The organism is Priestia sp. D51 (assembly GCF_053345675.1).
On sequence record NZ_JBLTIR010000002.1, the window covers coordinates 244,237 to 264,254 of the forward strand.

At 31.9% G+C, this 20,018-nt stretch carries 9 protein-coding genes; all 9 read right to left on the reverse strand.

Translation table 11 applies throughout. The features are described 5' to 3' along the window. Window positions 1-17 precede the first annotated feature (17 nt). A complete protein-coding gene (locus ACNHOZ_RS07925) occupies window positions 18-5,666 on the reverse strand; it encodes a DEAD/DEAH box helicase (protein ID WP_168760909.1) in 5,649 nt (1,882 codons plus the stop codon). Further along, entirely contained in the window at window positions 5,659-8,439 is a 2,781-nt protein-coding gene (locus tag ACNHOZ_RS07930; RefSeq protein ID WP_168760910.1) for a hypothetical protein, read from the reverse strand. The genes ACNHOZ_RS07925 and ACNHOZ_RS07930 overlap by 8 nt, the downstream gene beginning before the upstream one ends. Before the next feature lie 320 nt (window positions 8,440-8,759). After that, window positions 8,760-9,506, reverse strand: coding sequence for a cold-shock protein (locus ACNHOZ_RS07935; protein WP_168760911.1), 747 nt, complete (start codon window positions 9,504-9,506; stop codon window positions 8,760-8,762). Window positions 9,507-9,916: 410 nt separating this feature from the next. Beyond that, window positions 9,917-10,921 (reverse strand): PmeII family type II restriction endonuclease, encoded by a 1,005-nt coding sequence (locus tag ACNHOZ_RS07940; RefSeq protein ID WP_168760912.1) that lies wholly within the window; start codon window positions 10,919-10,921, stop codon window positions 9,917-9,919. A 74-nt stretch (window positions 10,922-10,995) separates the two neighbouring features. Next, entirely contained in the window at window positions 10,996-12,240 is a 1,245-nt protein-coding gene (locus ACNHOZ_RS07945; RefSeq protein ID WP_168760913.1) for a DNA cytosine methyltransferase, read from the reverse strand. Between the two features lie 259 nt (window positions 12,241-12,499). After that, entirely contained in the window at window positions 12,500-14,476 is a 1,977-nt protein-coding gene (locus ACNHOZ_RS07950) for a hypothetical protein (protein ID WP_168760914.1), read from the reverse strand. Between the two features lie 2 nt (window positions 14,477-14,478). Next, complete coding sequence (locus ACNHOZ_RS07955; RefSeq protein WP_168760915.1) at window positions 14,479-15,033, reverse strand: hypothetical protein; 555 nt, start codon at window positions 15,031-15,033, stop codon at window positions 14,479-14,481. A 1,602-nt stretch (window positions 15,034-16,635) separates the two neighbouring features. Beyond that, a complete protein-coding gene (locus tag ACNHOZ_RS07960) occupies window positions 16,636-18,075 on the reverse strand; it encodes a DUF6602 domain-containing protein (protein ID WP_168760916.1) in 1,440 nt (479 codons plus the stop codon). A gap of 439 nt (window positions 18,076-18,514) precedes the next feature. Further along, entirely contained in the window at window positions 18,515-20,014 is a 1,500-nt protein-coding gene (locus tag ACNHOZ_RS07965) for a hypothetical protein (RefSeq protein ID WP_168760917.1), read from the reverse strand. Window positions 20,015-20,018: the final 4 nt, after the last annotated feature.

The window sequence follows — 20,018 nt, forward strand, 5'->3', positions numbered from 1 at the left end:
ATAGTACTAATTATTTTTTAAATCAACAAATTAAATGGATCAGCGTCATTTATTTTATTAGCTATATCTTGAATTAGCCAGCTTGGTCTGCGTATTAGATCAAAAATATCATAGTCTGTTAGCACAGTATAGTTTTCCATACTATATTTCTCCACAGCCCGCTTCATTCTTGGCAATAATAAACCATTATCTTCTTTAGCCCACAATGGATGTCTCAATATAACACAAGTATTATTTGACATCTCGATAATAGGAATACCTTCATGCCACATTGCTTTTAATCCCTCACCAGCATAATTTGATGTTAAAGTACTTAACGCTCTAACAATCAAGTCTTTCCATTTGTTATCTAATTCAGGGATAAAAGATGAGTCATTTAATATACCAGCAACATCTAATGCAAGTCTCCAATCTAACAAACCGTGAAACGCCATGTTCTCATACCCTCTAAGACATGTATAGCAAGATGAATCACAATCATGTGTTTTTAAATTCGGCATAAAAGACAAGTCATTTCCCATGTCGTTCACTATATTCTGCAAGATACTTGCACGTCCTAAATATTTTACATAACCTGCCCCGTTTATAAGTTGATCAGCTATAAAAACCTGCCCTATTGTATTCCCCTTATTTACTTTTGACCTAATACCCACTTGAATTTCTTGTGCATCAATGTCCATTAGAGTAGCTGCAACCCTTCTTATTAAATAACCAAAAGAAATTAAACCAGCACGTACGCCTAAATACATTGGATTTAAATTAACATATTCACTCACATGACTTGGTTCTAAAACAAGTACCTCAGTATTCTTGATTGAAGCAAGAGCTACAGTTACCTCTTTATCAGTTAACGCAGGCTTATAGTCATCTAAATTTGTGTACTTTTTCTCAATCCAGCCCTCAAAGTTATTTTTTGCTTTCACAAAAGTAAATAATTCACTGTTATTATCGTTTAATGAATATACATTTCCTTCTTGGACTTTGTATTTAGTATTATTTACAGTAGCCTCCTCTAGACTGTCCTTAATACTGTCTGCTAAACGTGGAATAGAGCTTCTAGAAGACCATTCAAAGTCTTCTCTGTAATCTCTTTCTATCCAATCACTTCGAAATCCCTGTGGTTCAGCAATTGGTAAAGTAGCAAATGAGCCTCCGTTCCCATCATTAAGCTGACTCTTACATGAAGGACAATGTGATGGAAATTGTTCTTCATTATCATAAAGAATATGACAATTCTTGCAGAAAGCAATTGTCTTAATTTTTCCTAGCGGATTTTCTTCAGGAATAATATCATTTCCTTGAACCCAATAATGAGCTATTCCAACAGCTTTATGTTTTACCTTATCTTTAATAATCTCAGATCCAGGAGAATACTCACTAATAGCTATTTCTAAATCCCTATCAACTGTAGCAGTATCTAACTTTGCAGCCCTCATACCATACTTTTTCTCCCCATGATGGAATTTTCGAGTTCTTGTTGGAAACCCGAACATAGGTAAAAGTCCTGCCGTTGCTAAGTTCTCGCTTAGTGCATTTGAAGAATATTTAGAATCCTTGGCAATATCTGAGATCTGTTCAATAATTTTTCTGTTAAAGAAACTTTGTCTTATTTCTATAACTTCCTTAGCTATCAAGTGTGAGTTGAAAGCTAAAGTTTTAATTGTATCTTCCAACCTTAAGATACCTTTTTCAGACTTAAAGTAATGATCAACCCTATCTTTTATATTTTCCCAGTCACGTTTTAGCCCAAACTCACCATGAACGCTCTCTCCACCACTAGTTTCTAAAGCCAATTCTGTATCTCGGAAAGCATAAAAAAGCATCTCTTTTAGAACCACACGTTTAAATATCTTACTTGACTTCAAATCAATGTATGGTTGTGGTGAAGGGTCGCCTGTCATCTTGTCAAGGTTATGGAAATACCAGTCGTCATGACTTCTGCCTCTACATAATGTTAAACTTACGGACAAAGGAGATCCACGTCGCCCACATCGACCTACACGTTGCTGATAGTTAAAGCGTTGGGGAGGCATGTTTGACATAGCTACAATTTTCAGTGAACCTATGTCTACGCCGGCTTCCATAGTTGTTGTTACACTAAGGATATCAATTTCATCTACAAGTGGTACATCAGTTTCATCAAATATCCCCTGAAAAAGTTGTTGTCTTTTAGATGCATCGTTCGCATCAGTTTGACCTGTCATTTCCTCTGAGTGAAATCTTCTATACGCACTTGGCTCTTGTGATAGGAACCTGTAGTAATCATTAATTTCCAATTCAGTTATTTGTTTCCGTTCAAGTCTTGCATAGCAGTCTGTGCATACATTACAAGATGGATGTAAATGGTGTCTGTTACACTTTACGCAAGTATATATATAGCTGTCAGCAGGGATTAGATATATGTCATCTGACTGGATCTTATATCCATTAATACTCTTAAAATTGTTGAATATTTCATTGGCATAATTAACAAAGTCTATTTCATTTATAGTATAAGACCTCGCTACAGCCTTCCAATAATCCTTTAGTTTAGCTGGTGGATCAGCTTGATGGCTTCTCCGTTCATTTTCCTCATATCTTCTCATTCCACCTAGTATCCTTATTGAACTGTCCACAAGCTGTCTCCATTCTTTCCCACTAATCCCCAAATAATCTTTGAAGTCTTTATCAATATCTATAGTCAACCTAGCTATAGCTAAAGATTCTAAATCTCTTTTCCTCTGTGAGAATAAAACATTGACAATTACATTTTCCCTCAGCATCTCCTCTATTTTGCTACGTAGAACTTTTTCATTTTCATTATTAGGATTAAGCTCTATACGGGTTGGATTTTCAAGGTTAGACCAATCGTAGAGATCTTTCCAATGTGTATTTTTCTCAAGCATAACCCCTTTTTCTGGACCAGCAGAATTCATCCCTAACTTTATAAATGCCTTCTCAATATCCCACCATAGATCTCCTAAACGTACAGGTCTGTTAATATTATCTATGATTTTTGCTGCTTCTTCCAGCTTATGTGGAGGCAACCTACGATTAGAAAGATATGAGTCTAACAACATAGCTTTATCGTATTCCTCATTCCAAAATAATTCTGCAATTTCTTCTTCCTGAGGACTAAGCAGTTCATTCCTTAACTTCTTTAAAAATATACGAACAGAATGGTTTTTCCCATTTAAAGCTTTTACTACAATATGACGAAGTAAATGATAATAATGGTTCATTTCAATTTTAGCTGAAAGTTTTGCTGCATCTTGTCTACTATCCGAAAATAGTACAGCTTTTGGTTTTTCATTCTCGGGTAGTTCCCTCATTAATGCATCAAGCATAATTTGAGCAATCGTATCAAAGCCAGTGCGTTGCCCTCTAATAGGTGAACGGGTTCGTTTTATACTTTCTAATGGTTCATCTTTTACAAACCTACCACTTATCTCCCAATCATCTGCACAATGGGGGCAACGAATTGGAAATGCAGGCATCCTATTTTTCCGTTCTTCATCTCCTGTAACCATATATACATAAGCATTTGAATTCTCAAAATTATCAACAGTAAGCTTTCCTAGCTTATGATCATATGTTCCTTTTATCCATTCAAATGTTAGTTTTTTGTCTTGATCCGGATAATCCAACTTCCTCTTCCACTTCTTTTTAATATCCTCATCAATATTTAAAGATGGCCAGAACAAAGCATAATGTCCATATCTTTTTACAGGCGGCAACTTGTCTGGTAGTTTCTCTAAATCATCATATTCTGCACTTAGATGATAACTATGCTTGAGTCCATCTTGATTCACAGACTTATACCCACCTAAAAATAAATCTCCACAATTCTGACAATAATAAAGATCTAGCACTTTAGAACCGCAATTACATTGTATTTTTGGTTGCGAATAGAGTTTCCCCACAGTACGATCCTTAAACTGAAACCTTGGATCAACCTCGGTACAGCTCTTATTTGTACAAGCCCAGAGCCCTTGAAAGTTCCTAAAGAAAAGATGTGCACGGATAGGTACAACCACTTGATCATTTTTACGTGAATTAATAATTGCATGTAGTAAACCTGCTACTGTTTCAATATTTTCTACTGTTCCAAACATGCGTTTGCTCAACTCTAGTATCGAAACCGGCTTTTTAGTATATTTAATAAATGCGTGCATTGCTCCTGTTTCATATAAAAGATTATACAAAGATTCTTCCAAAGCCTCTGAAGAAAACGGTTTTCTAAACGATTCACACAGCATTTTTGCAGCTTCAGTAAAGTCTTCTTTACTTTTTACATAGTATTCTGCAAATTCTCTTTTAAGAGAGTTAAAATGAATTTCCTCAGGGTAGATACTTTCTGACTGGCGTTCTCCATTTATAATTTCAAACTTGTCAATAGGAACTCCGAAAAAGTCCTCTAAAAACTGTTTTCCAGTTTCATCTAATGAAGCAGATGTAGCTAATATTCTAAGTTGAGGACTATCTGGAGTAAGTCCCAAGCGGTTTAAGAGAGATTTAATTACATAGGATACTTCAGTTCCTGCTGTTCCACGATATGTATGAAGCTCATCCAATACAAGATAGAAGACATTTGATGAATCTTCTTGTAACCAATCTTTTGTTTTCTCAAATATATTTTGTTCAATGCTTCTGGTAAGTATTATATTAAGCATACTGAAGTTAGTAATTAATATGTCCGGGGGATATTCTTGCATATCCCATCTTGATATAAGTTCTGCACCATTAGTTTGCGATATAAAAGCTAATTTTTCTCCTAACCTTATTTGTAATTGTTCTTTAATTGCTTGTAGTTTTTCATTATCCCATGGTTCATTGTTAAGATAATCTAAACCTAGCTCCTCTTGTAATTCTAGTGTAATCTTTCTTTTGACTTCAAAAGAAAGATTATCATTCAAAGAAGTTATTAAATCCCCAAAGTAATCTTTAAGTCCCTCCTGCTTCTTATAACAATCTCGAATAAATTCCTTCATCTTCTTCACTTTATTACCATTTGGATGGCCTGCAACCGGAGTTTTCCCTGTATACCTACCAAAATAAATTTGGTTGCCTCCTCTATTTTCTTTTAGCCAGCCTCGGGCAGAATCACTGTCCAATGCTTTTCTTAAGCGTACCAATTGATCTTCAACCAACGCATTTAATGGATATAATATTAACCCTCTTACCGCCGCTGTCCTCTTTTCACCTTCACGCTTACTATGCCATTGATTAGACGTGTCCCATACATTGATATCTGATACTTTTTCAGAGTCATTCCATTTTTTAGCTTCTTCTAAAATAGATGCAATTAAAGGTAAAAGAAAACTTTCTGTTTTTCCCGATCCCGTTCCAGAAGTAACCACCACATTCTTTTTTTGCTTTAAAACTTGCGTAAAAGCTTCGTATTGGTGTAAATGTAATTTATGATCAGGATGAAATAAACCTTTTCCAGCAAATTGACCAAAATCGCTGTCCCAATCTATTTCCTCACACATCTGAGTAACATTATAATTTGATGAAATATAAGATGGCAGTGCTTCAATATAAGGAAATTGATATATATTTCCTGTTTTTCTCAATAACTCTTCCCTTTCTTCAGTTAATTTCTTATGACCGAGTGCAAAGGGACTATCCATGTATTTAATAAACGTATCTAACAAACTATTAAATATGTTATAAACATCATTCATTTATTCTACCTCTCTTCAAATAGTTAAGGTTAAACCCCAGTCTTACAGAAACGATCAACGCGATATCATATGGTACATTTCTATATATTCTATAGCCTCTCTCAATAACTGGACACTGTCCTATACAAGATGCAAGAACTCTTTCATAGAGATCAGGTAAGTGATACTCTTTTCTAACCTCAAGTATATAATTGCTATATTTAAATATGCTTAACGCTGGTTTATATTTGGAAGCATAATAAAGCTTTCCTAATTCCTTATCTATCTCTATCTCTTGTGTAGAATTCACTAAGAGAAAACATCTCTCTTGACCAAACAGATTTTCATACTTATTTATTTTACCTATTTCTCCATTGATCCATCTATGAAACCTCAGATCCCAAGAAGATACTTTCCATTCTTTGTTAAATCTCTGTCTTTCTCTGGTCTCTAGAGTGTGGATCATCCCTGACAAACTGGGCAAACATTTAAGTAGATCATGAGCAAAATAATCCTCATCAATATTAAACCTTATATTAATTGAATCTAAAAACTCTCCTAAACAATCCATATTATTATTAATTTTATCTATGAAAATTATAGATAGAGGTTCAAAATCGCTCTTAGGAATGGACATAAGCATCTCTGTATTTACAGGTACTTGATTCTTAATATCACCTAAAAACGTTCTCGTCCTACCTCCAGTTAGATAAACCATTGGAGTTTCACAAGGAATAATGGCAGCAGATGGAGGTACGACTTTCCAATTGTAGCTTTTACTAAAAGGATTTCTCCCAAATTCAACTAACCCTAATGAAGTCAAATTCTTTCTAATTTTATAAGCGGTCAGATGATAGTTATCTTCACCAAATATTAATTTTACAGCTTCTAAGAACACCTTCCAATTTCCCATCTGTCTAATAGACAGGTATTCAAATAAGATATCTATCTTTCTTTCCAATCCCTGAGCATAGCCTACTAAATCAAGGTCGAGCTTTTTATAGTCTCTTCCAGATTTGAAAGGGGGTGCCTCGATCGATTTATTCAAAGGAACATCAAATATTTTTCCATCCGATGACAAATTAGCTCTTTCTCTTCCTTTATACTCAATTAAAGGAGGATATTGCTCTAAATTTTCATATATATACGTGCCCATAATATTTGGGTTTCTGTTTTTACCCACATATTTTTCTGGAGTAAAATAATCAAATGATAGTCTGTTTTTATAATCGTTTCTAAGAAGACATTTACTCTTCGTAGTATTGACTGCAAATTCATAAATTGTAGGTTTTTTAATATATAATTCTCTAAGATCTAAGCTAATTGTGTTCTCCAAAGTAGACAACAATGGACTCCCATTTAGAAAAATAGTACTTCCCCTTTTAGATTGCACAATTAAATTAGGGGGATATTCAAACAACCATTCATCATTTTGGATCTTTAGTCCGCCGTTAAATATGATTTTATCCTTTTCTTTTATAACATTAAATTCTCTGCCTATCATATTTACATTTATCGGGATTTTTTCTTCAGGATTGAATACGTAGAAAAACCAAGTGTTTGGCTGATTAGTAAATTTAACTTCCTTAAATTTATAATGATTTAATTTTAACCATCTCTCTATACTTTTAGAGTTTCTTGTAAGAATAAGATGGTTTTGACTTAACTGTATGTCATCCCTCTCTATCCATCCATTAATCCCTTTATCCAAACCATTCCGCAATATATATGTACCCATTGCTTTGAATGTAGCTCGTATCCCTAGATTTTCGGACTCAAAATTAAAATCACTACTAATACTTGTAAAACTAACGTTACGTTTAATAGCTCCTTCTAAAACCTCACATCCATCTAAAGTTGTATAGTTAATGTCACCCTTATTCAGGTGTTCTATAATTCCAAATAAACTCAAATTCACTTTCCTTTGTAGCGTTCCTTCAACATCTACCTTCAGAAAAAGGTTGTATGACCTTACTCGGTTCTCCCAAGATCCTCCCAGTGTCTTGTTATGAAGTGGCTCAACTGTTCCGTCCCATTTTTCTAACTCAAAGAGTAGGAGGTTTATTAATGATTCCTTAACTTTCAATTCATTACTAAAAAAGAATCTGGATAAACGGTTACTTTTATTATATAAGTACATTTCTAGTTGTTCTTCAAGATGCTTAGCGGTTATAGAGTCCATTGGTTTTAAGCCTGCCCAATAAAAAAAGTCGTAGAGTAATTCTCTTTCGTTGTCTCTAATTAAACATTGAGATCTTGCATATCCAATATACTCTGTTCCAAATTTAAATATATTAAAATAACCATATTTACCCTTAAATTTTTTTTGCCATTTTACAAGCATCTCCCAAAGTTCATTACATTTCTCAAAGCCTCTTGGCTTACCGCTTCCTTCTAATTGTATAAGATCTCGTAAACGCCGATAATAATTATTACCATGAATTCCTTCTTCTAAATCTGTATTCATCTTACTAGCTGCAAGTACCGTTACTGCTAAAACTGATAAAAATGGTGGAAAACCTATCATACCTTGGCTAAACCACCTTCTCCCATATATATAAGCAACCTCAAAAATTCTATTTATATCACTTCTGGCATAACTGATAACGCTTTCACAAAAAGATTTTAGACTATTTTCTTTCTTTAATCGTAACTTCTCACCTAACTCTATAATTAGATCATCATTTACATGAAGATACATGGTTCTATTTTGATTATCTTCAGAAAAAAAGTATTCGCACAAAGTATTATTCCAAAGTGTATAGTCAACAGTATTTTTTTTAACTGTTCCCATAGACAAAGCTCCTTCTTGTATGTGTGCCTTAATTTTGTTTGTAATTTGTCCTTCTATAAAACCATTTATATAATTAAGTTGTTGTAAATAAACCAAATATAATAGCCTTTATATTATTACAAGTTACACATGATCTAACATAAAAAATTGTATTACATATAATCATGAAACCCCAGATAGCATACCTGGAGTTTCGTAATCACAAACTGGATAAGTTATTTTAAAAGTTTGTTAGTGTTCTTTTCTTTTTATTAGTTAGATAAGATATCTAATTTATTTATCCTTAGACCTACATTTTTAATGACCGTAAAACTCTTAACTTAATTATCTCTTTTCCATAATAGATAACTATTAAACATTCTGAGATCTAACGCATAACTATCTCGTGCATTTAATACATCGTCTTTTCTATTTACGTAGGGATGCAAATATAATTGATCAGACTCTACTAAATTTTTAATTTCAGAGAAAGGAATTTCCCAAACTCCTTCTAAAGGTTCAACAGATATATCTCTGAACTTTAAACTTTCCCAACGTACCCAGAAATAAATAACAGCTTTTGGATATTTTTCAAGGTAGCTTTCATAATCTTTTCTATTGAATGTTACTGTAAATCTAGGGTCATATCTGTTGTCTCTAGAATTAATAGTAAAAAAAGGTTCTCTTTGAGATTTTAAATCTGCTAACTCACCTGTTTCAGTATTCAGTAAATCAATATAAGATTTGTTATATTTCTTTTCCGGGTGAATGATAAGTTTTCTATCAATAAGAGGAGTAATTTCATCTATAAACTCCCTCTCCTTTTCTTCACCATCCTTGTACCAATAAGGTTTATCTTCTGTATTATGTCGAACTTCATTTCTTTCTACTAAAACTATATTTTTAGCATTCATTCCATATTGATTTTCATAAATTTCAAATTTTACAGTGTCTCCTACTTTAATAGTTTCTCCACTTTTAATGTTACTAGAATGCATCTTAATATCATCTTCGAAACCAACATTTTCACCAGATATGTATCCATATCCTTTTTCTTCATTGAAATATTTCACAAAGCTTTTCATCATATATTTTCCTCCAAAATAAAATATAGGTAAATTAACCTATGATAAATTTAACACTATTTTACTTTCCTTTCAAGATACTATTAAGAAGAGAGAGATCCTTATGCCTTTATATTAACAATCCCTTTATCTAAGTATGTGGATAAGCTAAGGTTCTATATTCAATAATTGGTCTCCCATTCATATCGAATACAAGTCTTTAATGATTATGGAAGGTTACTATTATAAAAACAGAAATTAATTCACTTAATAATATTTTATAAATTAATAATATTATAATATTATAATATATAAACAAACAGTACTGATCATAAGCTTGTGCCTTATAATCAGTACTGTTATTTATTTACTGTAATAATTTTATGAGGGTTGTTAGTTACTTAATCACAGAAATAATTTTTTAAAAATCCTTATTAAGAATCAAACAAATTTCTTTTCGCTTTCTTTACTTTAATAGTTACAGTTCTTGATTTCCCCAAGCAAAAAATTATAATCTTAGCAATAGTTCCTCCTATTGCATTCTCTTTTACTTGTACTATTCCATATTCATCAACATTTATAAATTCCTCTCCACTTTTAATTAAATAATCAACCTCAGGTGATTGTGTCATATCAACTTCCTCTTCATCAAACATAAAGGCTTTGACGGATAACTGAAGTTCTTCGTGAATATCCATTGTCTTTGAAATTGGTGTTACAATTAATTGTTTGCATGCTCTTCCACTATTGAATTTAACTATTTTCTCCCAATTAATTGCACCGTCCTCGTTACAGAAATCATTAATAAACTCTTTTGTAAACCTATTAACTGCAGCATCAAAAGCTTTCCGGTATTCAACGAGATGTTGCTGAGGTCTATCTCCCATTACAGAAATAATTTTCAAATAAAATTCTGAATCTCCAGTTAGTTCTTCCCAGAAAGCTTGTCCTGCAACTTCTCTAAATCCCTGTTTATTTATTGCAGTTTCTTTCCTCCCATAGCCATACCCAACAATAGCATCAAAAAATTTCTTTCTTTTAGCTACTCTTTTTCTTAGAGAGTTAAAGTTGTCCGCTTGTTTTTTTCTACTATCAGCATTAAAAACATTGGTTCCACTTTTAACTGCAAATGCTTTATAAACATGCTCATCTTCAACAATTACGTCTACACCTTCTGTTTCTGCTACATGTCCCTTTCCAATCCTTTCTGCGAGTGGTTCGAAGAAGGCATCTCCAAAAATCCCCTCGTCACTGCTGGACATATAGGCTGTTAATATTTCACTTACGATATCTGAGGCCTTTTCCACACCTACAGCCTTATATAAGTAAGGGTTTTTACGAGCTAATGTGTTTTTTAGTTCTAGCTTACTAATCTTTTCAATTCTCCTCTTATAAAAGTCATTTAAAAGTTCTTCAATAATTAAACTTAATTCTTCCATCAAACTTCCCCCTGTAAACATTTAACTGACAAGTTAATTATTTCACAGAAAAGCAAAAAAGCATAGGTTTTTTCCTATGCTTTCACCATTTCTATTTTTTTAGAATTATTTTTTTCTAAATAAGATATTTTCTTTAGTTTTAATCCGAAACTGCGTCTTCCCACAGTCTTTTTTAAACCCTTGTGTTTTTTTGAACGGTATCTAGCCTTGTTATATTTATCTTTCTTAGTAACAATTGCCTTTAAGATAGAATTACCAATTATTTTTCCTAATTTAACAGGCACTGCATTACCAATTTGTGTGTACTGTTGAGCTAGACTTCCTGCTACTTTATATCCTCGGGGAAACTCTTGAATAGCCAAATATTCCTCAATACTTAAAGGACGATCTTCAAATGGATGTCCAATATTTGTACTTTTTTGCACTGGGGATGTTAACAATGTTGGTGACGGACGATCATGGTGAATTCGTCTGAAGAATCCTACTTTTCCTCCTCCACTTTCGAAAGCACCACCCATAGCTTCTCTTACTACATCAACTGGTAAGTCGCGCCAGTTTCCACCACCAGAAGGAATCATCTTCATATATTTCAAACGGTCTTTTGAATAATTCATATGGTGATGTTCTATTTCTGTTAATTTCCAAAGTACTTCACTTACTGGTACCCATTTTTCTGTGCCATGTAGGCCATCTTTAGAGTGAGTTTGTATAGGGAATCTATGAATTCTTCTTCTTAAATCTTTTCTGATTCCTACAAAGAAAACACGCTCTCGTTTTTGTGGAACTCCATAGTCTGCAGAATTTATTAGTCTGTACTCAATATGATAACCTTTAAAGCGTCTTAACAAATAAGAAACAGCACTCCCTGCTTGTTCCTCTGATTCAAGGGGAGGAAAATCTTTTCCTCTCTGATTCAGCGGCCGATGTTTTAAAGCAGCAGAGAGAAGTCCCTTAACATTCTCTAGTAAAAAAGCCTGAGGTCTTATTTCTGTAACTAAATCCGCAAAATGCAGCATTGCTTGTCCTCGAGGATCTGAAAATGCTTGACGTTTTCCCGCTGTACTAAAACTTTGACAAGGACTTCCTCCTACCATTAAATCAACAGTATTAGAGGGGGATAAACCAGCTGCCTTATAGACTTTAGTTTTATTAAATTTCATTATATCACCTTGAATTATATTTAACCCAGGATGATTCATTCTTAAAGTTTCACAATACACTTTCTCTATTTCAACAGAGAGTTTAATATCAAATCCAGCTTCTTGAAGGCCTATATCTAGTCCTCCGGCGCCAGAAAAAAACGAAATAGCCGTAGCCATAAAATGCACCTCATTGCTTATATAAATCCTATTTGATACAGTATAACATTATTTTAAGAGTTGGTCCACCGTTAATTTGAGGGAAAGCTGTTTGTTTTAGCAAATCACAGATAAATCGTTTTCTTTGCTTTCCCTCTGGTTTATTATCAGTATAGTTTAAGCTCTAAATAAATTCAAACATATGGAAAATGTATGACTTTATATCTCTTAGCTAGACCTCTTTCTTAGTAGCATCACAAACAGCTTCAAATTCCACTTTTTAAACGTTCAATTTAAGTATAAATCCTGATCCTGCTGTGAGATTTAAACTTATTTCCAGTTCAATTTCTATAACTTTATAGCCTAGTAAAACGTATTCTATAGCTTCCTCTTTTTCAAAGAAAACAGCTATATCATTTACAATATCAATCTTATATTGATTATCATTAGTTATAAATGTAGCTAGTAATCTCTCTACTTCTTCATTTTCAAGACCTCGTATCTGTACATTAACATTACCTATTTTGCAGCTATTTAATTGCTTATCTAAACCAACAATTACCGGTTCTTTGCTTTTCTCTAAAAACTCCAGGCTCTCAAGATAGTTATTAAATATTTTAATTTTCCCCTCTTCTTCAGTATAGAAAAAACTAGAATTACTAGTTAATCCGTCAATCAGAGAATTTATAGAAAAATCATTATCCTTTTCAACCTCTTTTACTAAATTGAAAAACTTCTCAATTTTTTTAGTCTCTCTAAACCTAATATCTTCTTTTATAAATCCACTTGCTTCAATACTTTGGAGTAAAAAATTTGTTAACCTTCTAACAAATATATTATCAAATAATTTCATCTGCTGTTCATCTTCTAAAAAATAGGATGTAGGATATGCACCTTTTAAAATAGTAATCTTTTTTAAATCACTATTTATTTCTTTGTTTAAACCTTTAAGAAAGCTAATATCTTCTGCATTCCCTTTTAAATGTTTATACAGATATTGCGATTTATTCGATTTGGATTCTATTTTCTTTGATTCCTGTCTAACTTTACTAATATGAATATTCTTATATCTCGCTAATAAATATTCCTTCAATAAACTAAGCTCATCTTTATCCTTGTCCTGTTGGCTTGAATACCCAAATACACTTTTAAATTTACGGTAATCTTCTAATACTCCCTCTTTTAGATTATTATCGTTTAATAAACTGCTTAGCATTGTAAAAAGTTCATCTTCATTTGATACATGTTCATCAAAATTTTTGATGTTATACGAAACCTCAGTAGCGGTTAAGAATAAGAAAAACTCTCTAACTACCGAGTTCATCATAAGCCATTTAGCATTGTCTTCATCTACAAATTGTTCCCACTTACTTAACTCATTTTTAATTTCTTTATAATATACCCAAGAACTCTCAACTTCATAATCCATTAGAGATTGTAAATTCAAACTAAGTTCTAGTAACAAATTTTTATACTTTTGTTTTTTCTCAGTTGAAAAATTCTCTTTTAAGCCTAGATAGTAGAGATATATCGACGTAGTTAAAAACACCTTTTTCAAATCTAGTTCTTTTGAGGAATAAGATTGACTCTTTAATTTTTTCGTAAAAAAATTAATTCTACTAACATCCCCTTGATCTATCATTGCTTTTAACACATATAGGACTATCTTTTCAACAAGCTTTATTTTAATTTCATCCTGCTTTATTTCTGAATAAAACGGGAAAAATACACATTCATTAATGAGACTTCTAATAATTTCTTCCTTTTCTTCTTCAGTAAGGTGCCTGTTATGTAAAATATTGTAGTAATATCTTGCGAAATAACTTGGAACATCATTGTCTTGATAATAACCATTATAATTTCCAGTGTTTTTCAGCATATTATATAATATAGACTGAAAAGAAAGATCTCTTATTTTATTAGGATTATCCATTTCCTTTATTATTCTTAAAAATTTATATAATATTGAGTCCAAATCTAAATTGTGTTTTTTATATTTGTTACTAATATTAAATATTGAGTTAATCATATCAATTGTTTTATCTAATAAATCCACATCTAATAACTTTTCACCAAGTTTATTTATATATCTAGTCCAATCTTTTTGAACATTTGACTTTTCAGGATTTTTACTATTTCTTAATATTTGTTCATATATTAACCTGAAAATTTCAATGTTCTCATCCAATTTATCAAGCTCATTTTTTTGAATGCTTTCTATAGTGTGTGAAAATAAATTTTGCAATTCCTTTTCCATTTTTATTTTTCCTCTTCTTTCAATTGCCTGTTTTCTTCTTCAATACCTATACGACATTGATTAAGTATGTAATCTTTAAGTTCAGAATCAACCTTTTCATCAAACAAAACTACCTTAATACTTGTATAAACCATATTGACTATTAATACAGTACCTATAAAAAATATAAAAACCACAGAAGAAAGTGCTCCATATGCTACGAAGAAATAATTAACAAATAACAAGATAATACTCAAAACTATCACATCGTGATATTTAAGGAATTTTGGTTTAGCTATTAATACGTGTTGTAAGATTTTGATACCATATCTTTTTTCTTTGTTTAATCCTACTATTAAAGCCAATATTGCAATTGTTAAGGTAGTTACACCTGCTTGAACTTGCCATATTGTATTTATCAGGCTATCACTCTCTTTTTGCCTAATAGTTAGAACTTTAATTAGAAAACTCTCATGGACATTATTAAAATAACAAGCCTGCAAGATGCCTATAAAGATTACTGATATTACAAAAAATATTATTTTATTAACTGAAAACATCCACTTATCTTTTTTCATTTCTTTCCTACCTTCCGGATTTGTTCCAACAACTACTGTTATATTATAGGTTAAGGTTAAAAAGTGTATCAAAGGGGCAAATAATGATGGTTAAAAGTAATTTATATAGAAAACAGGAAATAAGTGTTCATTTCATTGCCCAAATCATTCAATTTTGTCTAAAAGTCAACTGGTATTTATCTTAAATATTGATATAGAATCTGTAATGTAAAACTATTTAAATTCCTCCCCTGCAACATTTCTAGTATAGGTTGCAGAGTTTCTATTGTATAGCCTTTCATGTATTAGAGATAGCTTAGTTTAAAAACCAAGCTATCTAATATAAGAGACTAAAGTTTTTTTCTTATTATACTATAAACAGGATAAAGGAGGTACAAATTTCCTAGATGCGAAATATTGTTCTATAGCGTTTTTACGCACTTCTATATTTCTCTCTCCCACTTATTTGTTAGTCCCTTCACATGCAAATATCAGTTAGATCAATAGGTTTAAACTGCTCAACCTGATTAATCTAAATAATGGTTCTAACATTCTGCTTGTTCATTCATTTTGTGTATATATAACAATCTTAATACCTCTTTTATTTTCTAACATTTTAATAACAAGCACAAAGACAGAGATAGTTAACAAGCTTTTTTCAAATCACTTGATCAAAGTTTAATATGTTAAAAATGCAGCTCATAGTCTCTGAAAGTTAGCCTCTAACACAATTAGACTTGTATTCTTCTCTTTTTCTCTGTCTTAAAATAACTATTATGATAGATATGCTAGAATAGTTGATATTAGATAAGGACGACGAAATATTGATTATCAAGATGAAAAATAGAAATTTTTGTAAAATATTTTATGACTTACTAGAGAATACTTTCCAAGAACTTTTTATTGTATCGCCTTTCATTATTTTTTAAAACTACAAATCATCTCGCAATATAATTTCAACCGCGATATCTCTTATTGAACTATGTAATATTCTTAAACCCGAAGTTTATCCAAAGAGTTAATCTCATCCTAATATAAGTTTAAACAGGATTTTGATGCGACATCATCAAAAGCTCATTCCTAAATAACAGAATTCCCCAAGGTATATTTGATAAATGGAATAAATGAAAAAATTTCCGTTTACAAATATGATGAGATATAAAATTTCTCACTTACAAAGATGAAGCATGGACAGCCGTGTGATATAAAATTATAATTCTTAAAAAATTACAGATAATGATGTGTTTTTTTTGCTAGCTCTATTGTACATAAAAATTATTTTATACAATATAATTTTATGTATATATTCCCCAAATGAATATTTATCAAATAAAAAGGCATATACCATAAGATATACGCCTTCTTTATTCAATAAGGTTATTAACTATACTGAAAAACTTTACTTAACGAAGTTTTTCACAATCTAATCCTGAATACCACTTATAGAATTATTCTATTTATATTCTTATGGTGAAAATATTCATCAATAAATTTTTTTAGTTCCCACGCTACAAATTAAATTCATTAGATAAGCAACATCCAGGCTTTGTTTAAATTTTTCGATTTGTTTCATCTTAATGTGATGACTGCTATGAAAGTTCTAAGCTAATCCAATATGTAGATTTATTCCAAATGGTATTTTGATTTATCAAATAATATTTCAGACATATATACGGCAGTCTCAGTGTTTAGAATCGTGGTATCTATACTATTAAGCCTCATATAATGACAAAAAATCCGAATATGTTCATCTGTTTGATAATTCGGTAAAATCCTACTAAACAATCCTTTCGCTATATTAGAAAAGTCGCTTTGAATTTTATTTAACATGCCATCATAATCCGTGTTTATATTTACCTCAGTAATATGAGCTTCTACTAAATTTTCTACAATTTTTATAATGATTTCAAGATCCTGAACTTTTATTTGATCCTTATACAAAGGACAAATTTTCTTTCTTAAGATTCCTTTTAATTCAGAAACTATTTCATTTAAAGACTTATGATCTAGCTTCTTTAAAATTTTCATCTCTTTATCTATAAGCTCATTTATTCTTATTACTGGATCATAACTCGGTGCAAAAATATTTTTTAATGGAACATTCCATATTTTAGGATAAGAAACTATTTTGGGATTACCATATTCTAGATCGCATGGTTCATAATAAAGAATAATTCCATCCTTTAAACTTAATATCATATTGTGACGATGGTGAGGGCTGATGTCCAACTCATTGTAATATTCATTAAGTATTCTGGGTAAATCTTTCATTCCTTTACCATCCATTTTCAAATCTATCTTTTCACATATTAAAAAAGAGGTAATATGATCATTATGAAAATATTCAATATTGTATTCTTCATTATTTGGCATCTCATAAAAATATTTTAATTTATCAATGATATCCAACAACTTTTCTTTTGCTTCTTCATCGCTAATTTTTGAATTAATAAGATTCTTATATGAGTGTATTAATTCATCAATTTTTTGTCTATTTTGATTAATTATGTTATAGGGCACAAGTAGGCTGTTAAATTCAGTCCATACATCTGGATCGTATTGCCGAAGTATTGGATCTGTTTTTGATGTATAGCTATTAATTAATGAACCAACTGAGTGAGGAATCATTCTTTTCAAAACAGTAGGTTTACTTATGTTTTCTCTTATCATTTTATTCTCAGCTAACTTTTTTAATGCTTGTTTTAAGCCTGTTGTAGTTAAGGTTGATTTAACTTCCCCAACAGCTACAACAGTTTCAACGGGAATAAAGGGAGCTTCCTTATCCAGCGGTGTATAATTTTCTTCATATATAATCACATCACATTGTGTACTTACCTTGGAGTTGTCATCTATTATAAATCCTGTAGTAATACCTAAATTCATAGGAATAAACTGCCTTAAAAAATTTCTAACTAACTCTTCTCTATAAATACCAAATTCTCCTGAATGGTTAAGTCTTTGATCTTCATTTGGTCTAAATAGTTCAGTACTTCTAAAGCAAAAGTCTTCAGTGAAATTCTTAATGTGTCTATCTAGTAATTGATCGAATGTTTTACTAGCCAATTTTCATGCTCCCCTTTTATATAAAAATAATTTACGAGTTGAATCTTTTTACTGTATATGTATACCTCTATCCATAATTAACAGTTTATTATCTTTATGAACCTTATAAAAATAATACCAAAGTGAACCAATAATGGAAAGTTATAATTATTTTTTAATCAATATAATAGATACAAGTTAGGACATATATATGTAATATTTAGATGATAGTATTTATTTTGATAATGTGATCTTAGTGCATAACTGCTTTTATTTAGTAGGAACAGCACAAGCTGAGGATTACAGAAAAACATTAACTTTAGAAAAAGAGCTGTTACAAGAGATTTCATAATGATGAACCTATTATAAATTCAAACTGATAAGGGAGGGATAAACCCTCTCTTATTTATTTTGCGTCACATTATCAATTTTTTCATTCAGAAAATAGTTTTATGATATTTTAAACTTTATTCCGATAAAAGAATAGATTTCCATCAAACATAGTGAAATCCTTATCTGCAAGGCTTAAACTTCGGGTGTACACTCTTCCCATTTTTGCATGGGCTAGTTCCGTAACAAGGTCTGATGCTACGTGTCTCCCAACTGCTAAGGCCTTTTCTAAGCTGGCCCGCTGATTATCACTTTTTAATAAAAACGTAAAATTCATCTGAGAACTATAGTCAAATTCCTGTTCGAGGTCTCCATATCCTTGGGAGAGGAGGAAAATAGCTACCCCACGGCTCCTTAATTCTCGAATCATCTTTTCAAGTACTGGATGTTTAGTATTTAAATATGCATGAGCCTCATCGATTACCACAATGGTTCGTATCTCCCTTGAGCCAGTTGCTTCATCGAACATTGCATCTGGTAGCTCTAGGGCTTCCTGGTAAAGTCGTTGTAGAACAAAGAATGCAAGGAGTTCCTTAATTTTCATGTGTCCCTGTATTTTATGAAGATCCAGTACAAAGGTCTTATCTAATAACCTTTTATATGACTCCTTTCCACTCCTTGGGAGATGTTGAGAAACGTTTAATTTATGGAACAATTCGTATAACATGTCATAAGCAATACCTTCTTCTTCATAGGTGTGTGTCATATGACGAAATACAATCTCAGCATCCACTTGATTTCCATGTAAATTGTAAAGAGCCTGTAAGTAATGGAAAAGCCGAAGCGATTGCTTAGGCCCCATTTGGGATTGGAGACATGTAATACAGTCCTTTAGTTCTTCTAGGCTTCTGTCTGAAGTATCTGAAAGGGAGAAAGGATTAAAAGGTAGCCCCTCTTCATCAACTTTACATACTTCTGCACCTATCGCTTTAATATATTCCTCATTCGCAGCCACATCGCCTTTCGCAAAGTCGAGAAAGATGATGTTAGTAAGCGGTGATTGCTCTTTTGTCTGAACAGTCAGCTCCATACCAAGCTGTGTCTTACCACTATTGGACTTCCCGCAAATAGCCACGTGCTGGTTGGTCTGATGGTTATTGAAATGAATAGTTACAGGTATTTTATCTTCAGTAACACCAATGGTCCAGTTTATAGCGGGTACATTTGAAGAAGTAACTAGCTTTTGTGGCTGCTTTCCAATAGGGGCTTCTCCTATGTAGTCCCATATTAGTGGAGCATTTCCCTCTTCCTGCCGTAGTAATTCAATACCAAACTCCATAGCCTTTAAATACCATTCTTTTTTGGCTACCTGTTCAAGAATAGGAATGTTCATTTTCTCCCTAACAGCAGCCTCCAAAATTGGGTGATCAAATGTTTCAATACGAATTGCCATTTTCTTTCCTGGTAGTTTTGGGACTTCATACTCTGCTGGCAATTCCATAATTCCTTTTGCAATGGCAAAACGATAAAGGGATTTAGGGGTAATTTGCTGATGAAAACGGCGAACCCTTAAGTAATGCAGATATTCCCATGTCTCATGATTTACTAAAAAACGTTGATGTTCGGCCATCGAT